Annotated in this window: 22 protein-coding genes and 1 pseudogene; 15 read left to right on the forward strand and 8 right to left on the reverse strand. The window is 62.6% G+C overall.

The genetic code is table 11. From position 1 onward, the window contains the following. Window position 1: 1 nt before the first annotated feature. Window positions 2-883: an isocitrate lyase/PEP mutase family protein gene (locus G3W89_RS19970; protein ID WP_162575817.1), complete on the reverse strand. Its 882-nt coding sequence runs from the start codon at window positions 881-883 to the stop codon at window positions 2-4. 427 nt (window positions 884-1,310) lie between these two features. Here G3W89_RS19970 and G3W89_RS19975 point away from each other — a divergent pair, with 427 nt between their 5' ends. The 14 genes from G3W89_RS19975 to G3W89_RS20040 all read left to right on the forward strand — a co-directional run bounded on the left by G3W89_RS19975 (window position 1,311) and on the right by G3W89_RS20040 (window position 18,475). Beyond that, window positions 1,311-3,026 (forward strand): Vgb family protein, encoded by a 1,716-nt coding sequence (locus tag G3W89_RS19975; protein ID WP_162575818.1) that lies wholly within the window; start codon window positions 1,311-1,313, stop codon window positions 3,024-3,026. Between the two features lie 263 nt (window positions 3,027-3,289). Next, window positions 3,290-4,270: a tripartite tricarboxylate transporter substrate binding protein gene (locus G3W89_RS19980; RefSeq protein WP_162575819.1), complete on the forward strand. Its 981-nt coding sequence runs from the start codon at window positions 3,290-3,292 to the stop codon at window positions 4,268-4,270. A 688-nt stretch (window positions 4,271-4,958) separates the two neighbouring features. Beyond that, window positions 4,959-5,945, forward strand: coding sequence for a Bug family tripartite tricarboxylate transporter substrate binding protein (locus tag G3W89_RS19985; RefSeq protein ID WP_162575820.1), 987 nt, complete (start codon window positions 4,959-4,961; stop codon window positions 5,943-5,945). A 5-nt stretch (window positions 5,946-5,950) separates the two neighbouring features. Next, window positions 5,951-6,829, forward strand: a complete 879-nt coding sequence (locus G3W89_RS19990) for an alpha/beta fold hydrolase (RefSeq protein ID WP_162575821.1) — start codon at window positions 5,951-5,953, stop codon at window positions 6,827-6,829. A 26-nt stretch (window positions 6,830-6,855) separates the two neighbouring features. Beyond that, the gene (locus tag G3W89_RS19995; protein WP_162575822.1) at window positions 6,856-8,496 is read left to right on the forward strand and encodes a fatty acid--CoA ligase; all 1,641 of its coding nucleotides are present in this window, start codon (window positions 6,856-6,858) and stop codon (window positions 8,494-8,496) included. Next, the gene (locus G3W89_RS20000) at window positions 8,493-9,623 is read left to right on the forward strand and encodes a 2-methylaconitate cis-trans isomerase PrpF family protein (RefSeq protein ID WP_162575823.1); all 1,131 of its coding nucleotides are present in this window, start codon (window positions 8,493-8,495) and stop codon (window positions 9,621-9,623) included. The genes G3W89_RS19995 and G3W89_RS20000 overlap by 4 nt, the downstream gene beginning before the upstream one ends. After that, entirely contained in the window at window positions 9,620-10,714 is a 1,095-nt protein-coding gene (locus G3W89_RS20005) for a flavin reductase (protein ID WP_162575824.1), read from the forward strand. Before G3W89_RS20000 ends, G3W89_RS20005 begins: the two co-directional genes overlap by 4 nt. Next, complete coding sequence (locus tag G3W89_RS20010) at window positions 10,705-12,105, forward strand: MmgE/PrpD family protein (protein WP_162575825.1); 1,401 nt, start codon at window positions 10,705-10,707, stop codon at window positions 12,103-12,105. Before G3W89_RS20005 ends, G3W89_RS20010 begins: the two co-directional genes overlap by 10 nt. Beyond that, complete coding sequence (locus tag G3W89_RS20015; protein WP_162575826.1) at window positions 12,106-13,473, forward strand: NtaA/DmoA family FMN-dependent monooxygenase; 1,368 nt, start codon at window positions 12,106-12,108, stop codon at window positions 13,471-13,473. Further along, window positions 13,470-14,450 carry a quinone oxidoreductase family protein gene (locus tag G3W89_RS20020; RefSeq protein WP_162575827.1) on the forward strand — a complete coding sequence of 327 codons (981 nt, stop codon included), beginning with the start codon at window positions 13,470-13,472 and terminating at the stop codon, window positions 14,448-14,450. Before G3W89_RS20015 ends, G3W89_RS20020 begins: the two co-directional genes overlap by 4 nt. A gap of 63 nt (window positions 14,451-14,513) precedes the next feature. After that, entirely contained in the window at window positions 14,514-15,611 is a 1,098-nt protein-coding gene (locus G3W89_RS20025) for a tripartite tricarboxylate transporter substrate binding protein (protein ID WP_162575828.1), read from the forward strand. Between the two features lie 64 nt (window positions 15,612-15,675). Continuing rightward, window positions 15,676-16,677, forward strand: a complete 1,002-nt coding sequence (locus G3W89_RS20030) for a Bug family tripartite tricarboxylate transporter substrate binding protein (RefSeq protein ID WP_162575829.1) — start codon at window positions 15,676-15,678, stop codon at window positions 16,675-16,677. Between the two features lie 9 nt (window positions 16,678-16,686). Then, window positions 16,687-17,268, forward strand: a complete 582-nt coding sequence (locus G3W89_RS20035; RefSeq protein ID WP_162575830.1) for a nuclear transport factor 2 family protein — start codon at window positions 16,687-16,689, stop codon at window positions 17,266-17,268. A gap of 52 nt (window positions 17,269-17,320) precedes the next feature. After that, the gene (locus G3W89_RS20040; protein ID WP_162575831.1) at window positions 17,321-18,475 is read left to right on the forward strand and encodes an iron-containing alcohol dehydrogenase; all 1,155 of its coding nucleotides are present in this window, start codon (window positions 17,321-17,323) and stop codon (window positions 18,473-18,475) included. Here the strand turns inward: G3W89_RS20040 and G3W89_RS33710 are convergent. The 5 genes and pseudogenes from G3W89_RS33710 to G3W89_RS20060 form a co-directional block, all read right to left on the reverse strand. Beyond that, on the reverse strand, window positions 18,429-18,731 hold the full coding sequence (locus tag G3W89_RS33710; RefSeq protein WP_443083213.1) for a UTRA domain-containing protein: 303 nt from the start codon (window positions 18,729-18,731) through the stop codon (window positions 18,429-18,431). The genes G3W89_RS20040 and G3W89_RS33710 overlap by 47 nt on opposite strands. A 58-nt stretch (window positions 18,732-18,789) precedes the next feature. Beyond that, window positions 18,790-18,903: pseudogene (locus G3W89_RS33715) on the reverse strand (hypothetical protein); the annotation flags it as partial. Between the two features lie 414 nt (window positions 18,904-19,317). After that, complete coding sequence (locus tag G3W89_RS20050; protein ID WP_232076651.1) at window positions 19,318-20,523, reverse strand: porin; 1,206 nt, start codon at window positions 20,521-20,523, stop codon at window positions 19,318-19,320. 635 nt (window positions 20,524-21,158) lie between these two features. Beyond that, on the reverse strand, window positions 21,159-22,664 hold the full coding sequence (locus tag G3W89_RS20055; RefSeq protein ID WP_162575833.1) for an FAD/NAD(P)-binding protein: 1,506 nt from the start codon (window positions 22,662-22,664) through the stop codon (window positions 21,159-21,161). A 202-nt stretch (window positions 22,665-22,866) separates the two neighbouring features. Beyond that, complete coding sequence (locus G3W89_RS20060; protein WP_162575834.1) at window positions 22,867-23,622, reverse strand: class II aldolase/adducin family protein; 756 nt, start codon at window positions 23,620-23,622, stop codon at window positions 22,867-22,869. 112 nt (window positions 23,623-23,734) lie between these two features. Between G3W89_RS20060 and G3W89_RS20065 the strand changes: the two genes are divergently transcribed. Continuing rightward, window positions 23,735-24,526, forward strand: a complete 792-nt coding sequence (locus G3W89_RS20065) for an IclR family transcriptional regulator (RefSeq protein WP_162575835.1) — start codon at window positions 23,735-23,737, stop codon at window positions 24,524-24,526. A gap of 19 nt (window positions 24,527-24,545) precedes the next feature. Here G3W89_RS20065 and G3W89_RS20070 read toward each other — a convergent pair whose 3' ends face one another. Together G3W89_RS20070 and G3W89_RS20075 are read right to left on the reverse strand one after the other, a co-directional pair. Further along, on the reverse strand, window positions 24,546-25,415 hold the full coding sequence (locus G3W89_RS20070; protein WP_162575836.1) for an amidohydrolase family protein: 870 nt from the start codon (window positions 25,413-25,415) through the stop codon (window positions 24,546-24,548). Window positions 25,416-25,438: 23 nt separating this feature from the next. Continuing rightward, window positions 25,439-26,836, reverse strand: coding sequence for an MmgE/PrpD family protein (locus G3W89_RS20075; protein WP_332107450.1), 1,398 nt, complete (start codon window positions 26,834-26,836; stop codon window positions 25,439-25,441). Window positions 26,837-26,917: the final 81 nt, after the last annotated feature.

The following is a 26,917-nucleotide window of genomic DNA, read 5'->3' on the forward strand; positions in this document are numbered from 1 at the left end:
TTCAGCGCCCATCCTTCGTGCGCGTGGCCACCGCGCCCGCGCCGTAGCGCTCGCGCAGAGCATCCCATTCCTCCGCGCCGAAGCGGCGGAATATGTCGCCGATGGGTGTGTTAGCCACGGGAACTTGCCGTGTCGCCTTTACCTGCGACAGTGCCGCGTCGCCCGCTTCGATCTGTGCCGTCACCAGCAGGCCAGGCAGGATGCATACCTTGTAGCCCATAGCCTCAGCCTCGCGCAGGTCGTTCAGCGGCGTCTTGCCGCCGGGAACGAGGTTGAGAAAGCAGGGCCCGCGCACCAGCCGGGGAACGGCCGCGATCTCTTCCATGGTCTGCATGGCTTCGACGAAGGCGATGTCCGCGCCGGCCGCGAGCGCCTCGTTCATGCGCGCGACGGCCTCGTCCATCCCGAGAACAGCCCGCGCATCGGTGCGGGCGATGATGACGGTGTCCGCATTGCGCCGTGCCTCCGCGGCCGCGCGGATCTTAGAGACGAACTCGGCGCGCGGGATAACCTCCTTGCCCTCCAGGTGGCCGCAGCGCTTGGGCGAGACCTGATCCTCGATGTGGAGACCGGCCACTCCGCGCAACTCGTACTCGCGCACAGTGCGAATCACGTTCAGCTCGTTGCCGTAGCCGGTGTCCGCATCGGCTATCACCGGCAGCCGCGTGGCGCGCGTGATGCGCAGCGCATTGCCCGCCATCTCGCTAAAGTCCACCAGCCCGAAATCGGGAAAGCCATGCGCCATCGAGGTGACGCCGCCGGTCATGTACACGGCGTCGAAGCCCGCCTGTTCGATCTGGCGAGCGCCGATTGCGTCATGCGCGCCGGGAGCGACCAGCATGCCTGGGCGGGCGAGCAACTGGCGAAGTGTGGATGCAGTCAAGCTTGTCTTCCTATCATGTATTGTCGTTATAGCGAGAATACCACTTGCCAGGAGACATTGCAAAGCTGGTAGCCGGTGCGAACGCTTGTTGGGTGTCGCGGCTTATCACAGCGTTCAAGCACGCCCAATGAGCGAATCGTCCCGTTTTCAGCAAGTAATCCCCGGCGTCTGCCTCCCTTCATGGTGCGGCCGATGCTGGCGAACTGCTTCAATTCATGTCGCCCGGTCGACGTCTCAACGTCTTCACATATGCGCGGGGCCTGCCCAGTGCGGTAGCGGTCGGCGTCGCCCTTGGTAGCGCGCTGTTTCGCAGATACCAGGGAGCGCTCATCTTTGATTTCTCAACCCACAGGGGTCTCGTCAGACAGGGTGCAGCCTGTCGCGCAAGCGTCATACTGAGCAACTCTTCCGTTGTATTGTCGTCATAATGACCATCGACCTTGGAGGCAAGTTGCACGCTCGATTTCTTGTGTTACGCGAGCAATGTTCCCGCTTCGCAGCCTTCGTCCTGCCGATTGCCTTAGCCCTTGCTGGCTGCGCGGTGCCGCCACATCAAGCGGACATTGGCCGCCCCTCGGCGTGGTCCGCGCCCGAGATCTTCGTGCCGCCCTCGTCATTCAGCGGCGTCCACGGCCTCGTAGTCGACCGCCAGGGCCGACTTCTCGCCGGCTCCGTGGCCGGCAACGCTATATGGGAGGTCGATCGCAAGACTGGGGCCGCGCGGCCATTCATCGCTGGCGTGAAAGGCCAGGCCGATGACATCGCCGTCGGCCCACGTGGTGAGTTGGCATGGACCAGTGTGCTTATGGGCATCCTGCACTACCGCGAAAGCGACACCGCGCCTATCCGCGTGTTGGCGAGCGACATGCCCAGCATTAATGGCGTCGGGTTTGATGCCCGCAATGGCAAGCTGTACGTCTCGCAAACGGCCAACACTGGGCCTAACGATGCCGTCTGGGAGATTGACCGCACCGGCGCCACCCAGCCACGTCTCATCGCCCGCGGCATAGGGAGCCTGAACGGCTTCAAGGTCGGTCCGGACGGAATGCTCTACGGCGCGCTGATGTTCAGGGGCCAGGCCGCCAAGGTCGATCCGGCGAACGGCAAGGTCACGGTGATCGCCGACGGCTTCAGGGTGCCCACCGGCGCAGGACTGGATGACAAGGGCAATCTCTGGATCGTAGATTCCCGCACGGGCGAACTCGTAGCCGTCGATCTGCTCACGGGCAGAAAGACGGTGACGAAGCAACTCAAGCCCACGATTGACAACATGGCGATATCGCCAGAGGGGACGATCTACGTTTCCAACATGGCCGACAACAGCGTGGAGGCCTTCGAGCCATCCACCGGCGAAACTCGCGTGCTACTGCACGGCAAGCTCTCGGTGCCCGCAGGCCTGAAAATCGAGGGAAATTCGCTTTTCGTGTCCGACGTGTTCAGTTTCCGCGAGGTCGACCTGAAGACCGGCGCAGTGACCGATATCCTGCGGCGCCTGCGCGATCCGGAAGTGTTGACCCCCAGCGGGACGGGACTGTCCACTACGCAGTTCGCACTGGCCTCGTGGATCAGCGGCACGGTGGTGGTGGTCGACCGGGCTACGCGTAAGGGCGTGGCGACGCTCTCGGGGTTGAAGCAGCCATACGATGCGATCCCGATGGACGATGGCAGCGTCGTTTATGCAGAGTTCGCCACTGGCACCGTTACCCGAGCGAGTGGAGTTGGCTTTGCGAAGCGCGATGTGTTGGCGACCGGTCTGGGCGGCCCCGTGCAGATGGTGTTGGCGGCGGATGGAAGCGCGCTCTACATCACCGAGGCGACCGCAGGCAAGCTGACCCGCATTTCGCTGGACGGCAGTCCGCCGCGCGAAATCGCGACCGGTCTCAAAGGGCCTGAAGGTTTGTCGAGCACGCCATGGGGGAGTCTTGCGGTGGCTGAGGTGGGCGCGAAGCGACTGGTCGACATCGATGCCAAGACCGGTGCGATCAGCGTGATCGCGGCCGGCCTGGCGATTGGGCAGGCGCCCTTTCCCGGCGCGCCAGCGCCCTACATTCCGACCGGCGTGGCTGTCTCAGAAAACGGTACGGTCTACGTCTCGGCTGACCTCAACAATGCCATCTATCGCATTCGTCCACAGCGCCCCTGATAGCTGCCCCTGTCGCATGCTCACGCCGCGAGCTGGCGAAACCGGCCAACGTTAACGAACCGGCCAGCCGCGGGTGTAGACGCAATGCTTTGCACCGATTTGCGACCGAGAAGCACGCCATAGGCCACAAGCAACCCGGATAGCGCTGGAAAGGTCCTCGAATGACAAGCCTCCCCCAAACTGGCTCAGCTGTGAGCTTGGCCGGCCCCGAACCCCGCTGCGACCTCCGATGTGAACGACCACAAGCATGTAGACAAGGGACCATGAAAGCCAACCTAACTGCGCGGAACGCGCGAGCACTACTCACTTTCGCGCTCCCGCTTCTGGCTGCCGCTGCAGTCCATGCGCAAGCCCTCTGGAAGCCCGACCACCCTGTGACGCTGGTAGTGCCCTACGCGGCAGGTGGCGGCACAGACGTGACAGCCCGGGCCGTATCCCGGCAACTCGCCGTTCTCTGGGGCGAGCCTGTAGTCGTTGAAAACTTGCCGGGCGCGGACGGCCTAATCGGCACACGTCGCGTGATGGACGCTCGACCTGACGGGCACACGCTGCTGTTGCAGGTGCCATCGCTTGTGCTCATGAAGTACACGCCAGGCATGAAGGGCATCGACCCATTGGCCCGATTGGAGCCTGTGACGGCGATAGCGCAGGCGCCCAATGCGTTTGTCGTCAGCAGCAAACTGCCAGTCCGGACATTGCCCGAGTTGTTTCAGTACTGCAGAACATCACGCAAGCCATGCTCCGTTGGCGCTGGTGAGAACATCGGTCGCCTGACTGGCAAGCGACTTGCCGCCGAGTCGGGAGTGCCGGACCTCATCGTCGTTAGCTACCGCGGCACTGCTGCCATTGTGCAGGACCTGATCGCCGGAAACCTTGATTTCGCGGTCACCGGCATCACCGCTGCACTGCCGCATCACCGGGCCGGCACCCTGCGCATCGTAGCCACGCAGGGTCCCCGGCGCGCGGCGGTGCTGCCCGAGGTCCCTACAACAGCTGAAACCGGTTCGCCCCAGTACGACTCAGTGAGTTGGTTTGGCCTGTTCGCGCCTAGGGGAACGCCGGCGAGAATCACCACGAGCATCGTCGTCGCAGTGCGTGAAGCGGTGAACGACGCCGGTGTTCTTAAGGCCGTATCGGCCGCATCCGCCGAACCGGTTGCTAATTCGCCCGTCGAATTCGCCGATTTGGTTCGCAAAGAGGACAAAAAGCTGGGGGCACTGGCACAGCAATACCCCATCGAATGACTGTCGGCTTGGCAGACAATGCGGGCATCTGCCACTGCTGGGGCTCCGGTAACAGGTGTTCCACCTCAGCGAATGCAGGCATCTCATCGCCGGCTCTACGAGGTTTCTGTTCGCACGTTGCCACTGAGAACCGAAGCCGGCCGAGGTCGAGTGGCAGCGCCATCGAGGCTGATTGGTGCGACGTCAACTCGGACTGACGACCGCCGAAGCATCCCCCCGCCAGGCCCAAATCTCACAGCAGCCGCGCGTCGCCACAAGACGAGGCGCTCAGCGGCATGCTGGCCCCGGAGCCGCCAAAGCACTGGCCGCGCGCGAGATCGCGGACTCGGTCTCAATGCTGCTCAACATCAGCGGCGCCGGCATGCGCAACTTGCGGCCCCAGCCCTGCCGCCGGACGAGCCTAGCCGCAAGGGCTTGGGTCTCACTGTGCTTGAACGCCGCCTTGCAGACGGCGCTGCAAGGCGCGCCAACGTATTGACGAGCTTGCAGCAGAACGTCACCGTGGATTGCTCCTTCTTCGTGAGCTGCCAGCACGGCGCAGCAGCAATCCCGGAACCGCATCCTCGTTTTTGTCGCGCATGCGACTTCACGGAGCTTTCGAGCTTGCCATCAGTTGTATCTGTCTCATAATGACAGAACAACCAGCCGAGCACATTCGGTGCTACGGCGACACCTGGAGACACACTAGATGAGATCGAGCCGCCCCCAACTGACGTTCAATCGCCGCGCCGCGCTACGCGTGCTTGGTTTCGCAGCCGGCGGCTTCGCCTCGGCACTGTCGATGGCTGAGGACGCCTGGAAGCCTACACGGCCGATCACTATCGTCGTCCCGTTCCCAGCCGGAGGCGGCTCCGACATTGCCGGGCGCCTCTTGGCGCAGCAACTCTCCACACGCCTGGGCCAAGCAGTGGTAGTGGAGAACAAGGCGGGCGCCAGCGGCGCCATCGGTTCCGAGTTTGTGTATCGGGCGACGCCCGATGGCTATACCCTGCTGCTGGGCGGACTCGACGCCCAGGGCATGTACCCACACCTGCGCAAGGTCGGGTTCGATTCTGCTCGCTTTGTCCAACTCGGTGGAACGGCCCAGATGGGCTACGCGCTGATGGGGCGCGCGGAACTGCCTGCGGACAACCTCTCTGCCTTGATCGCGCTTGCGAAGCAAAAGGAGCTGACCTATGGCAGTGGAAGCACCGGATCATCGCTACATGTTGTCATGGAGTTGTTCGCGCGTGAAGCGGGCATCAAGCTGCTGCACGTGCCCTACCAGGGTGCCGGCCCGGCGCTGCAGGCCATTGCGGGCGGCCAAGTCGACCTGATGCCGGTACCCATCGCCGTCGCGCCGCAGTATCGTTCGCGATTGAAGGCCTACGGATCGACGGCAGCAAAGCGCGTTGAGTCGATCAAGGACATTCCAACGCTGCGCGAACAGGGCCTCAACGTGGTGTGCGAATCCTGGGGTGCACTGCTCGCGCCGCCGGGTACTCCGCAGCCCATCGTGCAGACGCTGTCGGCCGCGTTGCAAGACTCCGTGGCATCGCCGGAGATGATGAAGAAGTGGGCCGAGATGGGTATGACCCCCGTCAGCTTGCCGACGGCGCAGTTCGCACAGTTCTACTCCGACGAGTACCGCAAGTGGGGCGAGGTTATCCGCGTCACCAACATCCGCCTGGACTAATCGACATGACCGCGCATGCGAGCAGTCGCGCCTATGCACGGACGCGCAGCGGGCAGGTGCACTACCAGGTAATGGGCGAGGGACTACCACTGCTGTTGCTGAGCGAATCGCCCCGCACGCACCGGCAGTTTCGGCACCTCGCACCCTTGCTGGCACCGCATTTCCAGACGATCGCGGTTGACACACCGGGCTACGGCAACTCCGACCCGCCCGCACAGCCCGTGCGCATTGAGGACGTGGCCGCCACGCTGGTGGAGTTCGTGCAGCAACTGGGGCATGAGCGCGTGAAAGTGTTCGGAGTGCACACGGGTAACAAGCTGGCCGCGGTGCTCGCAGCAAACTGGCCGCACATGGTGGACCGCGTGGTGCTCGCGGGCTATCCGCACAGCATCATCCCGGAGAACGCGGCACGCAACGCGGCCATCAAGCCGATCTTCGATCGCTTCAACCCGCAATACGCAGCCGACGCGCATGGCTCGCACCGCGTGCGAGCCTGGGCGGCGGCGCAGGCAGCACTGGGCAACCTGTGGTGGCCGCAGAGGTTGCTGGTCGGCGCCGAAGTGACCGATGCCGACATCGGCGATGCGGAAGCGCACGCCATCGACTATGTGCAGGGGTGGCGCAACACGGTCGCGATGTATGAGGCAGTCTTCGACCTCGACCTCGCCGGTTACCTCCAGCGCATCGCGGCGCCCGCCCTGGTTCTCGAATTCCGCGTTCCGCAGGAGCAGCACCTGGGTGCGCAGGCCGAACGCGTCGCCGCGTCCATGCAGGACGGCTGCGCCGCCGCCGTGGAGACGGGCTATCCACTTGCGCTGCAGGACAGCGCCGAATCGATCGCGCGCGCCTGCCTGCCCTTTCTGCTGGGCACCCCCGCCGCCTAGACATCTCCACTCTCCGTCACACCATCATGGAAGCTCCATTCACCATCCCGCGTACACCTGAAGCCTATGCCTATCCGCTGCTGATAGGGCAGATCCTGAAATCGGCGCAGACCTGCAGCGCAGAACAGGAGATCGTGCACGGTGAGCGGCGCCATACCTACGCACAACTGCAGGAGCGCGTGGCCAGGCTCGGGTCGGCGCTGAAGTCGCTAGGCATCGCCGCGGGAGACACCGTGGCGGTGATGGACTGGGACACCCATCGCTACCTGGAAGCCTACTTCGCCGTGCCTATGTTGGGTGCGGTGCTCATGACTGCCAACTTCCGCCTGTCGGCAGAGCAGTTGGCCTACACGCTCAACCACTCGGGCGCCAAAGCGATCCTGGTGAACGCCGAGTTCCTGCCGATGCTGGAGGCGATCCGTCCGCACTTGCGCACGGTGGACCGCTTCGTGCTGCTGGACGACGGTAAGTCGGCCGCCATTCCGCCAGGCTTCTGCGGCGAGTACGAAGAACTGGTCGACTCGGGCGATCCGCAGCACCAGTTCGCCGACTTCGACGAGAACACGCGCGCCACGATCTTCTACACCACCGGAACGACGGGTGCGCCCAAGGGGGTTTACTTCAGCCACCGGCAGATCGTTGTGTATGTGCTTGCAGTGACGGCCGCCCTGGCCAGTGGTGCAAACCATGCTCGAGTACACAGGGAAGACGTCTACATGCCGATCACGCCCATGTTTCATGTGCATGCCTGGGGCTTCCCGTACATGGCCACGATGCTGGGGCTCAAGCAGGTGTATCCGGGCCGGTACACGCCAGAGCGACTGTTGGCATTGATTCGCGGAGAGAAGGTCACCTTCTCACACTGCGTTCCCACGGTGCTGCATATGGTCCTCTCACATCCAGCCACCGACGTGCAGGATCTGCGAGGCTGGAAGGTCGTCATCGGAGGCTCGGCGCTTTCGGGCGGGCTGGCCGCCCTGGCGCGCGCACGCGGTATCGACATCTTCACCGGCTACGGCATGTCCGAGACCTGCTCTGCCGTTACGGTTGGGCGCGTCGGCACGGGCGACGAAGAAAGCCTAGCCGCGCGGACCGCCGCCGGCTATCCCACACCGCTGGTGCAATTGCGCGTCGTGGATGCGCAGATGAACGAACTTCCACACGACGGCAGCGCTGCAGGCGAAGTCGTCGCGCGTGCGCCCTGGCTGACGCAGGGCTACTTCAACAATCCTGAAGCGTCCGCCAGCCTGTGGTCGTCCGGATGGATGCACACCGGTGACATCGGCGTACTGGACGCGCGCGGCAAGCTGGTGCTGACCGACCGCATCAAGGATGTGATCAAGTCCGGTGGCGAGTGGGTTTCGTCCATCCAACTGGAAGATCTCATCTCGCGCCATCCAGAGGTGTCGGAAACGGCCGTGGTGGGCGTACCGGACGCGCACTGGGGCGAGCGGCCCTGTGCCTTCGTCGTGGGCAAGGCGGGTACGGCATTGCAGGCTGCGACGATCCGTGATCATCTTGCCGCCTTTGCGCACAGCGGAGAGATTTCGCGTTTCGCGATTCCCGAGCGCATCGAACTCGTCGAGACATTGCCCAAAACTAGCGTTGGCAAACTGGACAAGAAGCGCATCCGCGAGCAACTGGCTGGCGAGCGAACAGCGCCATGAGCAGCTTCGGCGAGCAGGTCACATTGCCCTGCGTATTGATGCGCGGTGGCACAAGCAAGGCGGTGTTCTTCCAAGAGTCCGCGCTTCCACCGCCCGGCGCCGCACGCGACGAATTGCTGATCCGTGTGATGGGCGCGGGCGATCCGTTGCAGATCGATGGACTGGGCGGCTCGCATCTGTCCACGTCCAAGGTGGCAATCATCGCGCCATCGCGTCGCGACGACGCCGATGTGGACTACACCTTTGTGCAGGTCGATGTGGAGCAGCGTCAGGTATTCCATGACGGAAACTGCGGGAACATCTCCGCTGCGGTTGGCCCCTACGCCATCGACGAAGGCTTGGTGCAGGCGAAGGAGCCGTCCACCGTGGTGCGCATCCACAACGTGAACACCGGCGCGCTGATGGTGGCACGGGTGCCCGTGTCGGGCGGGCGCGCACAGGTGCTCGGCAACTGCGCGATTCCGGGCGTGCCCGGGACCGCGGCAGAAGTCCTTATGGACTATGCCGAAGCGATCGGCTCGGGAACTGGACATTTGCTGCCGACAGGAAACGTGAGCGACCTGTTGATGTTGGAGGACGGCCGGCAGATCGAAGTGTCAATCTGTGACGCGGGCAATCCTTGCGTCTTCGTGCGCGCTGCGGACGTGGGCCTCAGAGGCGATGAAGCACCAGCCACGCTGAACGCTTCCCCTCAGCAGTGCGTGCTGCAGGAAATCCGTGGCAAGTGCGGTGTCCGCCTGAACTTCTGGAGTGACTGGCGTGATGCGGAGTTGCCTGCGATGCCAATGCTGGTGCTCGTGTCGACACCCGCAAACGTCGAGGACTGCGATGTCATGACGCGGTTGTTCTACAAGAACACCTGCCATCCCAGCATTGCCGCGACGGGCGCGATTTGCGTCGCTGCGGCTGCCTGTGTCCCCGGCAGCGTAGTGCATGCGACGCGCTCAGAAGCGACATCGGGCGTCATGCGTATCGGCCATCCCTCGGGCGTGACGCCGGTGCGCGTGCAACTCTCCGCTACTGCTCAGGCCCAGCCGCAGTTCGACGTGCTGGGCTTCGCTCGCACCGCGCGCCGGCTGATGGCCGGGGAGGTCTTTCTACCCGACTACAACGAGACACCCAGATGAATTCACCCACACGGTTCGATAAGCGCCAGCTACGTGATGCGTTAGGGACTTTCGCGACGGGAGTCACTATCGTGACCACCCGCGATCGCTCAGGTGCGATCCATGGCCTGACAGCCAATTCCTTCAGCTCGGTATCTCTTGAGCCGCCTTTGGTGCTGTGGAGTCAGTCGCACACTTCACGCAGCCATGAGGCGTTCCTGGAGAGCGACCATTTCGCAATCAACATCTTGGCTGAGGACCAGGTCGCGCTGTCGAACTTGTTTGCAAAATCCGCAATAGATGACAAGTTTGCAGGGCTGGATCACGATAGCGGCGTGGGCGGGGTGCCCGTATTGAAGGGAACTGCGGCCCATCTCGAGTGCGAGAAGATCGCCATGTATCCGGGCGGGGACCACACCGTCTATCTCGGCCGGGTAGAGCGCATCGGCAGTTCCGGTCTCCGGCCACTCGTGTTCGAAGGCGGTCGCTATGCCGTCGCATACGCCCATGATGTCGGGCCGCTAGAAGTGCGCACAGGCGCACTGGCATCGCCCTCCGCGACCCTGGTGCGGCGCGTGGAGGATGCGCTTCCGGGTCTGGCCACGCGCCTTGGCGAGCATACCCTCTGCCTCTGTGTGTGGGGCAATCGTGGTCCGACGACGATCCACTGGGAACCGTCAGCGAAGCCGGTCAGTTCCGAACTGCGCCTGGGACTGGTGATGAACGTGACGGCGTCCGCATCAGGACGGGCCTTCGCCGCGTTCCTTCCTGAGCAGGTGACGCAGACTTTCGTGGGCGAGGACCTGCGCCTCTTCCGCACGGCAGGGCTAGACGCTGCCGCGCAACGGCAGGCGTTCGACGCCGAGATATCAGCGACCCGCGAAAAGGGGATCGCCCGCGCGGCCGGCCTTTGGCCTGCCGAACGGCTGCATGGTGTGACGACCAACGCGTTCAGCGTCCCCCTTCTGGACGACGCGGGTCGAATGGTGATGGCCCTTACCGTTGTGTCGCCAGCGGATCGTCTCTCGGATGACTGGGATGGGGCTGTCCCGCGTGCCCTGAAGGACGCGGCGCGGACGTTCGCGGGAAGCCAAGGTGCCTCATGCAAGTGATTCCCCAGTTGCCCGGAACCCAGACAGAGCAGATTGCGCGCTTCGCCCTCCAACTGCAGCTGAATGCGCTCCCTCCCGAGGTGCTGACGCTTGCGAAGCGGCATCTGCTCGATACGCTGGGCATTGCGATTGCATCCTCCGCCTTCGACTTCGGAAAGGTCACATTGGACGCGGTGCAGCCGATGGGCCGGGGCGAAGACGCCGCCGCCATCGGCTCCGGCCTCAGGCTTCCCGCGCCATCGGCAGCGCTGCTGAATGCAACACTGGCGCACGGGCTGGACTACGACGACACACACATTGGCGGCGTCTACCATGCGAGCGCCGCAGCGATGGGTGCTGCCTTTGCCGCAGGACAGGCCACCGGTGCGAACGGGTCTCGGGTGCTGGTGGCCTATGTTGCAGCAATGGAGGTTGGATGCCGCATCGCGATCGCAGGTGCGGGCGAGTTGACGCGACGCGGCTTCCATCCCACCGCAGTATGTGGCGCCTACGCCGCCACAGTTGCCGCAGGCATGCTTTACGGTCTCGATGAGAGGACCTTGGTGCATGCCATGGGACTCGCCGGCAGCATGTCCGCAGGCATGTTGGAGATGGGCGACTCCTGGCTCAAGCGCCTCCACCCGGGATGGGCTGCCCATGCGGGCGTAACAGCGGCCTTGTTCGGCCGGGCGGGCTTCGTCGGGCCCACCACCAGCATGGATGGCACGCGCGGCTTCTACGCTACCCACGTTGGTCGCATGCCGCAGCCCAAGGAAATGCCAGCCTTCGCCCTAGGCGAGCGCTGGCGCGTGTTGGACATCGCGCTCAAGCCGTACCCCTGCTGCCACGTCATCCACGCTTTCGTCGACGCAGCACTGGAACTGCGCGCGCAGTTCGACGTCGGTGACGTGGAGCGGATCGAATGCCCGCTGGTTCTCGACTGGCACAAATTGATTGCCGAGCCGCGTGCGGAGTGCGTGAAGCCGGCAACACCCTATCGCGCGCTCTTCAGCATGCAGTACGTAGTGGCGCTCTCGCTGCTGCGCGGTCGGGTCGAACTAGCGGATTTCTATGACCGTCCGTTGCAGGCGCCCGACATCCTCGCTTTGGCGAACAAGGTGTGGTGCATCGACGACCCGCTCAGCGACTATCCCGCCCATTTTCCGGGCGAGTTGGTGGTTCACCTGCGCGACGGACGCGTACTGCGCTGCCGCAAGCCCGTGAGTCTGGGAACGCCGGAGATCCCGCTGTCGCAGTCGGCGCTGCAGTCGAAGTACCTGTCGAACGCAACCCGCGTCATCCATGCCGATGCCGCGCAGCAGTTGCAGGAGCTGGTAATGCGTATCGACACCCTGGACTGCCTAACCCCCATGCTCGCGCTGAGCGTTGCATCCACTATCAAGGAGCACTGAATGCCGCAACTTCTCGCCAATGCCTTCTACTGTGGCTCGCCAGGGCAATCCTGGGCGGGCCTCTGGTCGCATCCCGACTCCAAGGCAACTGAATACAACACATTGGGCTTCTGGACGGAGCTCGCGCAGACCTGCGAGCGCGGCTTGCTCGATGGAATCTTCCTCGCGGATGGGTTGGGCGTCTCTGACGTTTACGAAGGGAAGCCGGACGCCATGCTGCGTGCAGGCAGCTTCGTGCCACTGCTGGATCCCATGCTGTTGCTGCCCTGCATGGCACAGGCGACGCGCAATCTCTCCTTCGGCGTCACCGGCAATACCAGCTACGAAACGCCCTACCTGCTGGCCCGCCGCCTCTCAACGCTGGACCATCTCACGCAGGGCCGCGTGGCTTGGAACGTGGTCTCGGGCGTCCTGGAAGCGACGGCGCGCGGAGTGGGCGTGCAGAACCAAGTGGCGCATGACGAGCGCTATGCAGTGGCCGACGAGTTCGTCGAGTTGATGTACAAGCTTTGGGAAGGTAGCTGGGAGGACGGCGCTGCGGTGCGTGACAAGGCCACCCGCACCTTCGTGGACCCGGCCCGCGTGCATGCCATCCACCATGCCGGCAAGTATTTCCGCTGCGATGCGGTGCACATGTCCGAGCCCTCAATGCAGCGCACTCCGCTCATGTTCTCAGCTGGCGCATCGGCTGCGGGCCTGGATTTCGTGGGCAAGCATGCGGAATGTGCATTCATCGCCTACGGCAGCCCGGATTTCGCGCGCAAGCAGGTCCGGCAGATTCGCGAGAAGGCAGTGGCGTACGGCCGCGCGCAAGACGACGTAAAAGTGTTCGTGCCCGCCACCATCATTGTCGCGCCCACGGATGCGCAGGCGCGCGAACTACAGCGGGAATACGAGAACCATACGGACGGCGCGGGCAATCTGGCCACGCGCTCGCAGTTGATTGGCATCGACCTAGCCAAGTACAGCCTCGACGATCCGGTTCCCTCGGTGCAGAAGACGAATGCCAGCCAGGCAGCCGCTGCAGCACTCACCACTGGTGCACAGAAGCCACTGCGCATCCGCGACCTGATGGGCTTCGGAGAGGGTCGAGACCTCTTCCTGGTCGGCTCGCCGTCCACCGTGGCGGACAAGCTAGTCGCCTGGGCGGAGGATACCGGCGTGGACGGCCTCAACCTGATCCGCACCGTGGAACCCAAGGGGCTGCAGGCCTTCTGCGATCTGCTGGTGCCCGAGTTGCAGAACCGCGGCGCCTTCAAAGAGCAGTACGCGCCCGGCAGCCTGCGTGAAAAGCTCTTCCCAGGAACGGGCGGCCGTGTGAAGTCCACGCATCCGGCGACGCGCTACGGAAGGGGAAACGCACGATGAGGGCGATGCGCATAGAGCGCTATGGCGGGCCCGAGGTCGCGTCCATCGTCGATGCACCCATGCCCCTCGCCAGCCCCGGCATGGTGCTCGTGCGGGTGGCCGCCTCAGGCATCAACTTCATGGACATCGGCACGCGCCAGGGCCGCTACGAAAACTCGCGCACATACCAAGTGGCGCTGCCCTGCACTCTGGGCATGGAAGGCGCCGGCGAGGTGGTGGAGGTTGGCGCTGGCGTTACGCGTGTCCGCCCCGGCGACCGCGTGGCCTGGTGCCTGTCCTGGGGCAGCTATGCGGAGTTCGCGGCCGTGCCCGAGAATCTGCTGGCCCGCCTGCCTGACGGCATCGCCTTCCAACAGGCGGCCGCGGCCATGTTCCAGGGGGCGACCGCGCACTACTTGGTGCATGACGTCGCGCGCCTCAAGGACGGCGACACCTGCCTGGTGCATGCCGCCTCAGGCAGCATTGGCCAGATCATCACTCAGATGGGCCGCAATCGCGGCGCGCGCGTTTTTGCTACGGCAAGCACCCAGCAGAAGCGCGCAGTAGTGGCCAGCCGCGGGGCCGACGCGGTATGGGGCTACGAGGATTTCGACCAGCGCGCGCGAGATGCAACTGACGGCGCGGGCGTCGATGTGGTGTTCGACTCTGTGGGCCTCACCACGCTGCGTTCAAGCATGCGTTGCACGCGGCGCCGTGGGCTGGTGATCAACTATGGCTCCGTGTCCGGTCCGGTGACCGACCTTGACCCGCTGGAGTTGGGCGAAAGCGGTTCGCTGTTTCTCACCCGCCCTCGCCTAGGGGATCACATGACCACAGCCGCTGAGGTGCAGATGCGCGCCGACGCCATCTTCGGTGGAATCCTGAATGGCTGGCTGCGCATCGATATCGCCGGTACCTATGCGCTGGAGTCTGTGCATGAGGCACTAGATGCGCTGGAGTCGCGCCGGATGATCGGTAAACCTGTCCTTTTGCTTTGACACCGAAAAATGCCTTCCTCACTCTATCCGCGCGCCTGCGCAACAGACGCACTTCGAGTCGTCATGCATGTCACGGCCGACCAATTGGTCAGTGTTTTTTCGGCTTTGAGCGGTCTTGTCGCAAACTGGCGGAAGTCCATCACGCAGCCAAGCATTGACCTGCGAGCCAACAAGGCATGCGAAGTGTCAGTTCGCTCCCGATCACGCTCACTTGGCACTGGATTCATTTGGCTGGGTGCGATGCTGCATGCGCAGGCCTTGGCCCAAGCGCCTTGGGCACCAACCAAGCCTGTGACATTGGTCGTTCCCTACGCAGCTGGTGGTGGCACCGATGCAGTCGCACGCGCACTTGCCCGGGAGCTTGAGGCTCTCTGGAGCAAGCCTGTCATTGTGGAAAATGTACCCGGGGCCAACGGGTTGATTGGAACGCAACGCGTGGTGCAAGCCCGGCCCGATGGGCACACGATACTGCTTCAGGTACCTGGGGTGCTGCTAACCAAGCATATGCAGGGCTTCAAAGGAGTGGATCCAATCGCCCGACTTCAGCCAGTTTCGATTGTTTCCGAAGCTGCGAACGTGCTAGTTGCCAGTGGTCGCTTACCGGCAGAATCGTTTGCTGATTTTGTGACCTTGTGCAAAAGCAAAAGGTCGTGTTCGCTGGCAACAGTGGATAACGCTGGCAGAGTGCTTGGACAGCAACTCAGCGCCGAGGCGGGCATCCCAAATCTAACTATCGTGCCCTATCGCGGCGCGGGCGGCCAAATGGTCACTGATCTAGTCGCTAACAACGTTGATGTCGCCATCAGCGGCCTAACTGTAGTCCTGCCACATCAAAAAACCGGCGCATTGCGCGTGCTTGCTACTTTGGGACACAAGCGATCCACCACGCTGCCCGATACGCCCTCAATTGCCGAACTGGGCCTTGGTCAACTAGTTTCAATCAGTTGGGTCGGAATATTCGCTCCGAAAGACTCCCCAGCACCAATCATCCAAAGCCTTGAGAAGGCAATGCGGACTGCGGTCCAAGGAAATGGCTTCAGGAAGGCTGTTGAGGCGACGGGTGGACAGCAAGTAGCAGTTTCAAGCGCCAATTTTTCTACTCAGCTGCGAAGCGAGGAGGATCGGCTGTCAAGGTTAGCAGAGCGGTTCAAGCTCGATTGAAGCTAGGGCATTCCATCAGTTTCCCACGTCTGTTTTGTTCCGATCAAACCGAAGCCACGAGGTCATGAAAAAAACTGTTCCTTCTAAGTCATGGATCGAGAGCCGGCGTCAGGCCGTAGGTCTTGTAGCTGCTGCATTACTTGGCCCAGTCGCCTCTGTGGCACGCGGGCAAAGCGCATGGGCCCCGTCAAGGACCGTCAAAATCATCGTTCCCTTCCCCGCTGGCGGTGCCAACGACGTAATCGCGAGAGTGATCGCCCAAGGGCTTCAGGCCAACCTTGGGCAACCGGTTATCGTGGAAAACAGGTCAGGAGCCAGTGGCGTCATTGGCTCCGAGTTCGCCTATCGCGCACAACCTGACGGACATACGCTCCTGCTTTTCTCCCTGGACACGCTCGTTGTGGCGCTGGCGATGAAAGCCAAATTCGATACCTTCAGATTCGAACCGATTGGTGGTTTGCTAAGCACCTATTTTGTTCTGGTCGGACGCCGCGACCTACCGGCCGCATCGCTGACAGAACTCGTCGCGCTGGCCGGCACTAGAAGCCTGACCTACTCCAGCTTCGGCGTCGGCACCTCGGCGCACGTTGGCATGGTCAGCGTGGCAAACAAGTTGGGTGTGAAGAATCTTCTCCATGTCCCCTATCAAGGGGCCGCGCCCGCCATACAGGCGCTGCTGGCCAGCCAAGTCGACATCGGGTTGATGCCCGCGGCCGCCGTGGTCCAGCATCTGCCAAAGCTGCAGCCCTATGCGGTCACCAGCGAATCGCGCGACGCCGAAACCCCAACCGTTCCAACGCTGCGCGAGCAGAGAGTCGATTTCGAGGCGGGGTCCTGGAGCGGCCTGGTTGCGCCGCCGGGAACCAGCCCAGCCATTACCGAACAGCTTTCCATCGCTTTGACGAAAACGCTTGCGGATCCAGGGACGCGGCAGGCGCTGACCACCATCCCTGCAGTTGTGCCGCTTTCGGGTGACGTGAAGAGCTTCAAGAAGTTGTTTCAGGAAGAGTCGAACCGCTGGGCGGAGGTGATTCGCTCCGCAGACATTACTGCTAATTCCAATTGAGAAAAGTACATGACACCACTGGATCAGTTCTCGCCGCAGCGCTTGCGTGACCGCGCCATCATCCTGGATCTACTACATCGCTGGTGCCGCGCCGTGGACCGATTGGACCTTACACGCGTGGCTGAGTTCTTTCATCCCGATGCCACGGATGACCACGGGCCCTACAAAGGTGACATTCCAGGCTTAACCCGTTGGATCGAGGAGCGACATCTCACAATACCTTTCTCCATCCACTCGCTGGCAAATGTCCTCATCGAGTTTGAGAGTGAGACAGCAGCGATCGTGGAGTCCCATGTTTGGTGCGCGCAGCGATACCCCGAGAACGCGTGTTCGGCGCTGTCGCAGATGTCGGGCAATTCTAGGAATGGAGACCAATCCGCAACTGACCTGCTCATGATCGGGCGATACATCGACCGGTTCGAGGTGCGGGACGCCCATTGGCGGATCGCGCGCCGAACCGTTGTACATGATTCGATGATGCGCTGGGAAACGGCAATTGGATCGGATGCATCCGCCACGGGATTCGTTCTTGGAAGACGAGACAGATCGGACTATATCTACGAGGCTAGGCGTGGGATCGTCGACGACTGAGGTCATACACCGGCGATTTGCCTCGGCCGATGGACCTGGCAATAGCGGGGAGGTGACGTTCTCCCAGTCGGCCGTCGAGACCGTGTATCTGGGGAAAACAGCCGCCGGTGCGCTTCACCAGGAAATCTGCAGGGCGTCGTCTCACCGCGTGGTCATGATCGCGAGCAAGACACTTGCGACAGCCACTACGTGCATCTCCGGCTTACAACAGGCGCTAGGGGACCGGTACGCCGGTACGTTCGCCAGCATTCCCGCTCACAGCCCGCTGGACTCCATCATCGAAGCAGTTCGATACGTGCGGCACTGCCAGGCAGACTTGCTAGTAGCTGTGGGCGGGGGATCTGTGATCGACGCTGCAAAGATTGTCACCTTGTGTCTGGAGCGCGACCTCGACGCAATCGAAGACCTCCTTGCGTTGCGCATCGGCGGCCAGACCCCTGATCGAGACTACCCAAGTACTCGGGCACGGCTTCAGCTGATAGCCATTCCCACAACGCTGTCGGGCGCTGAATTCAGTGATGTCGCGGCCGCAACGGACCACGAGAGGCGCCAGAAAATTGGCTTCAAGCACCGTGCACTTGCGCCGCGAGCGATCATTCTGGATCCTGCTATGAGTTTGCACACACCCATGCGCCTTTGGCTTTCTACTGGCGTCCGCGCCATGGACCATGCCATTGAGACGCTCGCATCCGTGCGATCCAATTCTTTCTGTGATGCACTGGCAGAAAGCGCGCTGCGGGCACTAGCAACGGCGCTGCCAGCCTGTTCACGCGACCCAGAAAGCTTCAGCGCCCGTTTGGAGTGCCTGCGCGCCGAATGGCAGGCCATGATCGCCCTATCAGGGGGGATTCCCATGGGGCTCAGCCACGCGGTAGGGCACGCGCTCGGCGGGTCGTTCGGCGTGGGTCATGGCCTCACGTCCTGTATAGCGGCACCCGCGGTCCTTGCCTTCAATCAAGACTTCGATGCGGGCAAGCAGCATCGCATACGCACAGCGCTTGGTAACAAGAGGCGTCCTGCGGCAGAAAGCTTGGACAGATTGATCCGGTCGATGGATTTGCCTCGGACTTTGGGCGAGGTGGGCTTGGCTGCCGCGGACATTCCCCGGATAACTGAAGCGGTGCTGCGGGACCCCTGGTTCCACACCAACCCGAGGCCCCTTAGCAGCGCTGACGAGGTGAGTCAGTTTCTTTCGACGTTACTTTGAGCCGTGCTTTTTGCGACGTCTTGCCTGTGTCTGGGAAACCCCGTCGTGCACGAACTGTTCGCAGCAGCCTCGACACCCTCAGCAGAGGCGATCCGACCTCTGTCTCGAGTTGCTGTGCCAACTGAGGGCTCGCAGCCTCCGCGTTGACCTCCTGGATCACGCGGCCAAAGACCATGCTGTGGGCCAACAGTAGTTCGTAAAAGGGGATGCTCTTCAGGGCAGCCGCTGTAATCTTCGCGCCGAAGCGCTCCGGCAGCCCACGCGTCTGTGATCATCACCGGAATGCGGTCCAGAATGCGTAGCCGCACCGCGTGGAACGCCGAATCAGCTTCAGAAAGCTGCAGCATCCTTGCAATCGCTGCGGGAGTAGGCTGGTGTGCGACATCCAGGACGCGCACATCGGTTTGGCGCGCCGGGCAGCGGTGCATCAAGCCGGCTTTAAGTCTTGACGAGCCGAACTGGGAAAGCGGTAAGAACGTTGGGTGGCAGTTCCGCCGGGCCGATGGCGCGCCATGGTGCGAGACAAGGTTGTGGAGTCGATGGACAGATCCGGAAACGGGCGAGACGGTCGACACCTACACGATGTTGACGACCAATGCGAACGCGCATGCGTGACTACCTCAGCCGATAGAACTGACCATTGCAAGAACAGCGATGGCGCGTTGCCGCCACCTTCAAGCACGTATCCAAAGTGCATCCGCACTTGGCATTGAAGATGAAATCACCCCGGGAGTTCAGGCAGTGACGCGCTGACTAACAGCGTGTTGTTCAGACCGAGAAAATGCAAAGTTGCCAATAGACCCTGTCATGAACTGCGTGGGCAAGATCATCGGGACAGCGGATCAGAATGCGTGACGTATTCCTACTGTAGTGCCAGTCGATGACTTGCCGGCGGCAGTCAGCGAACCGTTGAGCGACTGCGCCGAAGTGCCTTCGTTTTTCAGTCGTGCCACGATGCCATAGATTGCCGTTCTCTTGGAGAGAAGGTAGATGTACCCGAGCGCCAGCTTATTGGCCGCGGGAGACGTCACTGCATCGGTCTTGTAACCAGAGTAGCTTGCAAGAATCTGGCCTGATCCTAACGGTACATTGGCCCCGACAAGCCAGCCTTTTCCACTTGGGAGCGCACTGGCGACCGAATCACGCTGGTATGCGGCCGTCAAACGTGCACCGAAGATTGTATAGCCAAGGCCGACGACGCTCTGCTTGATGTCCCCCGTCGCGTACTGCGTCTTGGCATATGCAACGGATGCCTCGAAGGCACCTCCCCGCCATCCGAGTCGTATGCCACTCCCGGTCCCGTCCTTGGCGATCGGCGTTCCACTTGTGTTCTCGCCAAGATAGCGCTGCACCATGCCGAACACGCCTGAGCTCGTCTCCGGAAGCAAGTAGGAAATGCCGTTGGAAGATCGAATGGCCGGACCCCCGCTACCGCCGTTGGCGGCCCAAGGACCTCGTGCGGAGGTGGCGCCGAGAATCAACTGATTGGACCCCACGCCAGTCGCTCCGAAAGGATCGTACTGGACGGTAGTGAGGAACTGTGGCGAGAAGTCCCTACCGAGACGGAGCTCACCCAGGCTCGCGCTGACCAAGCTCACCGTCGAGCGTCGATTGAAGGTAAGTGGTTGGCTGCCCGGGGCAGCCGCGCCAGCGCCGCTACCCTGATTGTTCGAATTCGACGCCGCGCCTTGTCCATCATCGTTAGCAACGCCCGCTTCCAGCCAGAAGCCGGCCGAAAGGCCGCCGCCCAGATCCTCAACGCCACGGAAGCCGATCCGACTTGAATTGAAACCGGATCCAACGAGCTGAGTTTTGGTCGCTATGCTGCCCCGCCCGAAAGCGATGCCGGCATCCAACACGCCGAACAAATTAACGGTTGACTGTGCACTCGCTCCGCAGCCCACTGACAGGGCGGCGATCGAGATCAGGAAACGCTTCATTGACCAGTCTCTTTCTGATGGTTTTTTGATAAGTGCATCGAACTGATCGTGTGCCAACGCCGTCGCCGTGGCGCTGGCTGGCGCCAGCATCTCGATCGCCTTCTTCATGAATCGCATAGATCTCCTTTATTGGTGTGCGCCGGCCGTTCGGGAAGCGGCGTGGCGACTTTAGGAGCCGGACGCAAAACCGGCCGCACGTTCCGATTTGTGGGACGACGCCCAGCAATTGCGTCGTTCGTCGGAGCGTTGAAGCGCTTCCGGTTTGTGCGATGTTCCGAAGAGAATGCAGACGCGGCTCGCTGGAATCTTTTGGCAAAGACAATGGCAGTCGGGATATCCGAACGCTCCAGAGAGCGTGCCGGGCCAACGTCCGGCTCTTGGCCAGCTGGCGGAGCTTGGCCGTGAGACCGGCAAGCACAGATTCGGGAATGGTGTCCAGCATGCGTGCCAGCAGCATCAGGTGCGTCGTGCGCACTGCCAGCAGAACCAGGAGGACTTATTGCCTGTTTCCCTTGATCAGATCGCCCCCCCGATGCCCCGCATCAGCCTGTCATCGACTTCACGCGGTGAAGACGGATGCTGACCATCCCCGGGATCCGTTCGTGTCAATGCCACCGCTGCTTTTCCCACCTTGACAGAAGCAAGTTCCCCAACTCCGGGTTTCGGTCATCGGCCGGCAGCTTCTCAAGCGTCGCCGAAGACTACGGCTTGGACGAGAAAACGATCAACAACAGCTGGGCGACTCAGGGGCATGCCTGAACCGCCCTAACCAGTCTGCGCGCTTGGCGCGCGGCAAGACGCACATTGACGTCGATCGAGTTGGTCCAGAAGTAGGCGCCACTTGCGAAACTGCCCAGCACGGCGATCTGCTCCTCCGCGCCCTGCCTGTTGACCAGGCGCCCGCTCGCCGGGTTGATCGTAAGGCCGCCCAACGCATCAGCGGTTGCAGTGCCTCCGGCTAGCAAGCCGCGCACGAGAGGGTCGACGCACGCTTCTGCAGACGAAGAGAAGCCGGTCGCGTCAACCACGCGGTCGAAGTGACTCTCCACTTCACCGCGCCCGCCGAACTCGGTGCTGATGAACTGTCGCCCGTCGGCCGACAGGCGCACATCGCGCAGACCCGTGCCGATGGTCACGCTGCCCGCCTCGAGCAACTGCTTCAAACGCAGCGCATTGCTCATCGGAAAGCTGATCTTGCGCATCTTCCAGTGCCTATCAAAGTCGCGGTGGAAGCGGGCGCGCTGATCTGGCGGGAGCAAGGGCCACACGTCCTCAATGCAACTCATGGCGAGAGCCGACACAGACAGCCAAACGCGACGGTGGCTTGTTGCTGCAGCAATCTCCTCATCGAGGTATTTGACGGGGTCGCTTCGCATCTCGCGGAACGCATCTGCAAGTTCCTCGTCAGTGCCGCCGTTCATACGGAAGTCTTCGACAAGGTGCTGCTTCAGCACTTCAAGGTCGAGTTGCCCACCACGCTTTTGCGCTGCAGCCATCAGCTCATCGGATGTGAAACGGTGCATTGTCACAGCGCCGAACGCGCGCCCCCGCACCACTGGCAGTCGTCCCGTTCTTGAGCTTGCATGTAATGGGCCCCGGTGTCCCGCCGCCTTCAATGCCAACAGGGTGTCGATAGCGCTCAGGCTTGTGCCCAGCACAAGAACTGAGGCGTCGGGGGGGATCATCCCGGCCAGCTTCGTGGTCGGATAGGGGTCCGCGATGAAAGCGGGCACGGCCGCCAGATGGCTGAAGCGATCGGACAGAGGATTGCCAAGGCAAAGCACGACATGGTCGCAGTGGCGCACATTGCCCTGCTCGTCTGTGATTGCGTAAGCGCCGTCATGACGGGCGACGTCGATCGCACGGCATTGACGGTGCGCAAGGGCAGTGCCGGTTGCGTTGGCCAGAGTCCGATTTTCCTCAGCGATGCTGCGCATATAGCGGCCGTAGAGGTTGCGCGGGAAGTAGGTCGGCCCCGCTACTTCCTCCGATGCAATTCCATGCTTGACCAACCATTCGACAAAGTGCGTCCGATTGTTGAAGACGGCTGATGAATACGCTGCCGGGGAGTTGAGCAGCACGCAGTCGCTGTCCTCCTGGTAAGGCGCACCAGGCCCGAGCGGGCGCGGGTCATAAACGGTTACTTCGACTTGGATTCCAGCGGTCAAGGCGTCGCGTAGAAAATGATGCAGGTAGACCGTGCCGATGCTGCCTCCGCCTACGATGGCCAATTTAAACAGGTGGGTCATTGCAATGGCGCCCGGCGCCGGCAATCAGGTGTCTGGCCCTAGCCATGCATTCAGCAGGGGCTGAAAGCGACACTCAGGCCGATATTGGCGAAAAAGATCTCGATCACGTTACGCCGTGGGCGCTCGACTTGCCGGAGTTGTTGGGCTCTCACCGCGATGCGTGTATGCGACTTCGGCAGAAACAAGCAGGCCCGGCCGCTGCTCATGTCGTGTAAGAAGGATCGATCCTGTCGAGCTTCCGGATCAATGCCGTCCATATGAAGGCCGATCCCTGGCCTGCCGACTGGACTCGGAAAGCCTCCGCCGTTCCCGCGATGACTTCCTCATCGATGGGGATCAGTTCGCCGCCCGCCTGTGCGTCGAGCTGGATGCGGCAGCAGTTCTCGAAGGCATTCATGCAAACAAACGCATCCGCCACAGTCCGCCCGACGGTCAGCAGGCCGTGGTTGCGCAGCACCATAAAGTTGGCGCTACCGAGGTCCTTCTGGAGTCGTGGCCGCTCTTCGCTGCGGAAGGCCACACCTTCATAGTCGTGGTACGCGAGCGATGCCAGTACGAACGTCGACTGCTGGGAAATGGGCAGCACTCCGCAGTTCTGCGCGGCGACCGCGCAGCCCGCGCGCGTATGCGTATGCATGACGCATCCTGCGTCTGGCCGTGCCTCGTGCACGGCGCTGTGGATGACGAAGCCCGCCGGGTTGACGCGAAACGGCGAGTCGATCACCTTGTTGCAGGTGGCATCGACCTTGACCAGCGAAGAAGCGGTGACCTCGTCGAACATCAAGCCGTAGGGATTAATCAGCATGTGGTGCTCCGGCCCGGGCACGCGCGCACTGATGTGCGTAGCCAGCAAGTCGGTCCAGCCATACAACGCGGCCAGCCGGTAGCAGGCAGCAAGGTCAACACGCAGTTGCCATTCTTCGGCGCTGACCACTTCGCGGACGGATGCAATGTTCATGTGGACGATATTGGCAGCACACCCCGCAAAGCGCTCGCGTTCCAAGGTTGTGAACGAAGATGTTTTCTTGTATTATCCATAATACAACTAGTCGGGGACAGCGGTACTTGCTATGAACAATACTCTCGTCAAAGGCTTGCGTGTAGTAGAAGCTCTGGCGCGCCACGCTCAGCCCATGGGTGTGAGCGAGATCGCCGCGCAGATTGGGATGCCCAAGAGCGGCGCTCACCGTCTCCTGCAGGGCCTGGTCGCCGAACATTACGTTTCGCGCCGTAGTGCGGGCACCTACTCGGTGTCGATCAAGCTGTGGGAGCTGGGGTCGGCTGCCCTGTTCGGCTTCGACTTGCGGCGCAAGGCCGACGGCGTCATGGAGGCGCTGATGGAGAACACCGGTGAGACGGTGCATCTTTCGGTCCTCGACGGCTACCAAGTGGTCTACGTACACAAGGTCGAGAATGCACACCCGGTACGGTCCTACAGCCAGATCGCCGGCCGCGTGCCGGCGCACTGCGTCGCCACCGGCAAGGCCATGATCGCCTTCAAGACCTCAGGCTGGCTCGACCATGCGGTGCAGCAACTTGTTGCAGCGACCCCGCGCACCATCACACGGCCTGCCGCGTTTCTTGCCGAGATGCAAAAGATCCGCAGCTGCGGCTATGCGGTGAACCGGGGTGAGTGGCGCACGGGCGTCAACGGCATCGCTGCCCCCATCTTCGATGGCACTGGCGCCGTCATCGCGGCCATCGGCTTGTCGGGCGCGCACGATACATTGAACGAACAGCGCTTGGGCGAGCTCAGCGAGCAGGTGCGACAGACCGCGCAGGACCTGTCGGACGACCTTGGGAAGTCGGCACCCCATGCCTCGTTGCTTGGCGTGATCAACCGCTGGGGCGCGTTGGTCTGATTCCAGCCGTCCGGGCCGTTCAGAATTTGGCCCGAGCCACCTTGGCAAAGTGTGGCGCGCTTGCCGGCACTTCGGGCGCGGGCCAGCGGAACAACTCTCGCGCAGCACGGGCAAACAGCCACTCCCTGTCGCCTTCGCTGAGCGACGGGATCTCGCGCAGGTAAAACAACAACTCGGCCCATGTCGCCCCGGCGCGGTTGTGCGTGAAATCGCTGGCCCACATCACGCGCTCCTTGCCGAAGCTGTCCATTGCGCGCGCGAACTGATCCTGCAGGCCGGGGTAAGGGAAGCGGCCGGCCTCGAAAAAGTGGTGGCCGTGGCTCCACTTCAGCCAGCAGTTTCCGAAGGTACCCAGCGCGAGGATCTCGTCCCACTGGGCCATCGACTGGGGCGAACCACAGTGGTCCAGCACGAAGTTCACGCCGGGAAAGCGCTTGAGCGCGCCGTGCATGACAGTCCCTGTCTCGCGGCTGAGCACGCTCACCACAAGTCCATGCTTTTGCGCCAGCGCCATCATCATGTCGTGCCCCCCGCCCAGCAGCGACTCACGCTCGGCCGGCTCGCGCGTGTCGATCCGGATGGAGCGACAGCCGGGGGATGAAGCGAGCATGGCAAACACCGCGGCCAAGTCTGGGTCCTTTCGCTCCACGCGCTGCAGCCAGGAAAAGCGCTCGGGAAAACGCAACGCCGCCGCTTGCGCCAGGGGGCTCACAGGCCGCATCACGCCGCCGGGCAAGAGCGCGTGTGGCAGCCCGTTCTTTCGGTCGGGCGTGTAGTCCCAGAATTCGTCGATCACAGCCGACTGGATGCCAAGTGCGTCCATGGCCGCAATCGTTTCGTCCAGCCCGAGCGTGTAGAACATGTGAATCTGTGCGTCGAGAATATCCATTGGCGTTCTTCCTTCTGTGCGGCTCAGGCACGCGCGCTCGCACGTGACGCTTCCATCAGGTTCGCGAGACTTCCCGCTGCAGGCTTGTACATGAGTGCCTCTACCGCGACGCGGAGACGCTCGAACGCGGCCGTGCCATCGGCAACCGGCCAGCCACGCGAGAGACCTGCACACAACGCCAGCGTCTGGGCCCAGTCAAGGGCAAGCGCACTGACGGGAGGCGCAGCGCGCTTCAGCCTGCGGCCGTCCACCAGGGTCATCTCCAGCCGACTTTCAAAGGGCGCAAGCGCGGCGTCCGCATGCACGCGTATCCGCGAACTGCGGCCGTGCACGCTGTCATGAGCGCCGAAGCGTTGAGAGAAATCGGCTCGGTGCAAGGTACCCGTATCCATCGCAACTTGCATCATGAAAGGCGCACTCATCACCGCGCTCATCCGGGTATCGAACGGGCCATGGCGATCGATACCGGGGTAGCTAGCATGCGAAGGCGCAAGCCGCAGGTCCACGGTTTCAATGTCCGCGGTTTCCAGCGATTCGGCTCGCATTATGTCGAGCAAGACGAACACAGGCAGTTGGTTGATCGCGCAACCCGGAAACGGCTTAAACGTCACCTCCGGCAAGGTCCAGCCGTCGAGGGGGACGTCGTGCACGGCGCCCGAGAAAGCCTTGAAAAAGCCGTTCCCGCCTTCGAACACGTGGTGCGAAGCAGTCACGCCCTGTTCGGCCAGCAACGCAGCATGCACACCCGCGCGACTGGCGTGTGCAACCTGCAATGGGCCTTCGGGCGACCCATCCGTGTAGCACTGCGTGATACCGCCTGCGAGATTGGCGGCCAGAGACAAAGCATGCGCAGTGCGCTGCGGGTCCAGCCCGATCACGCGCGCCGCACCTGCCGCCGCGCCGAACACCCCAAACAAGGACGTGCCGCGGAAGCCGCGCGCCGTGGTCTCGGCCACGGCGCCGCGCCCGATGCGCGGCGGCAATTCATAGCCAGCGGACAGTGCGGCCACGATGTCGCGAGGCGACGCATTGCGTTGCTCGGCCAAGGCCAACACGGCGGGGATGACAACGCAACCCAGGTGACCGCCCATGTCAATGTGCGTGTCGGTCTGGCCGCCGGCGGCAATCATTTCGGCGTTGATGCCTGCAGCGTCCACCGCGCTGCGCGGCGCCCCTCCGGCGAGAAGACTGCAACAGCCGGGCGCGTTATGCACGGCAAGCATCGCCGACTGAATCACGTCGCTCGGATCGTAGCCGGCCGAAGCGATGGAGAAGTTGTAAAGCATGCACGCGGCCAGCCGGTCAAGCTGGACAGGCGGCAGGTCTTGCGCCTGCATGCTGGCGACGTAGCGGCCCATGCGAAGGACCTGGCCATCGGCAGAGCCATCGGTTGCCCGCATTTCAGGCGTCCACCGGCACATGCCCGCGCAACAAGCGGTCCGCCCCTGATCCGCAGGCCAAAGTTGGTGAAGAGGAAGTCGACCCGCCCATGACGGTGGCGA

The sequence above is a fragment of the Variovorax sp. PBL-H6 genome (genome assembly GCF_901827155.1).
GTDB lineage: Bacteria > Pseudomonadota > Gammaproteobacteria > Burkholderiales > Burkholderiaceae_C > Variovorax.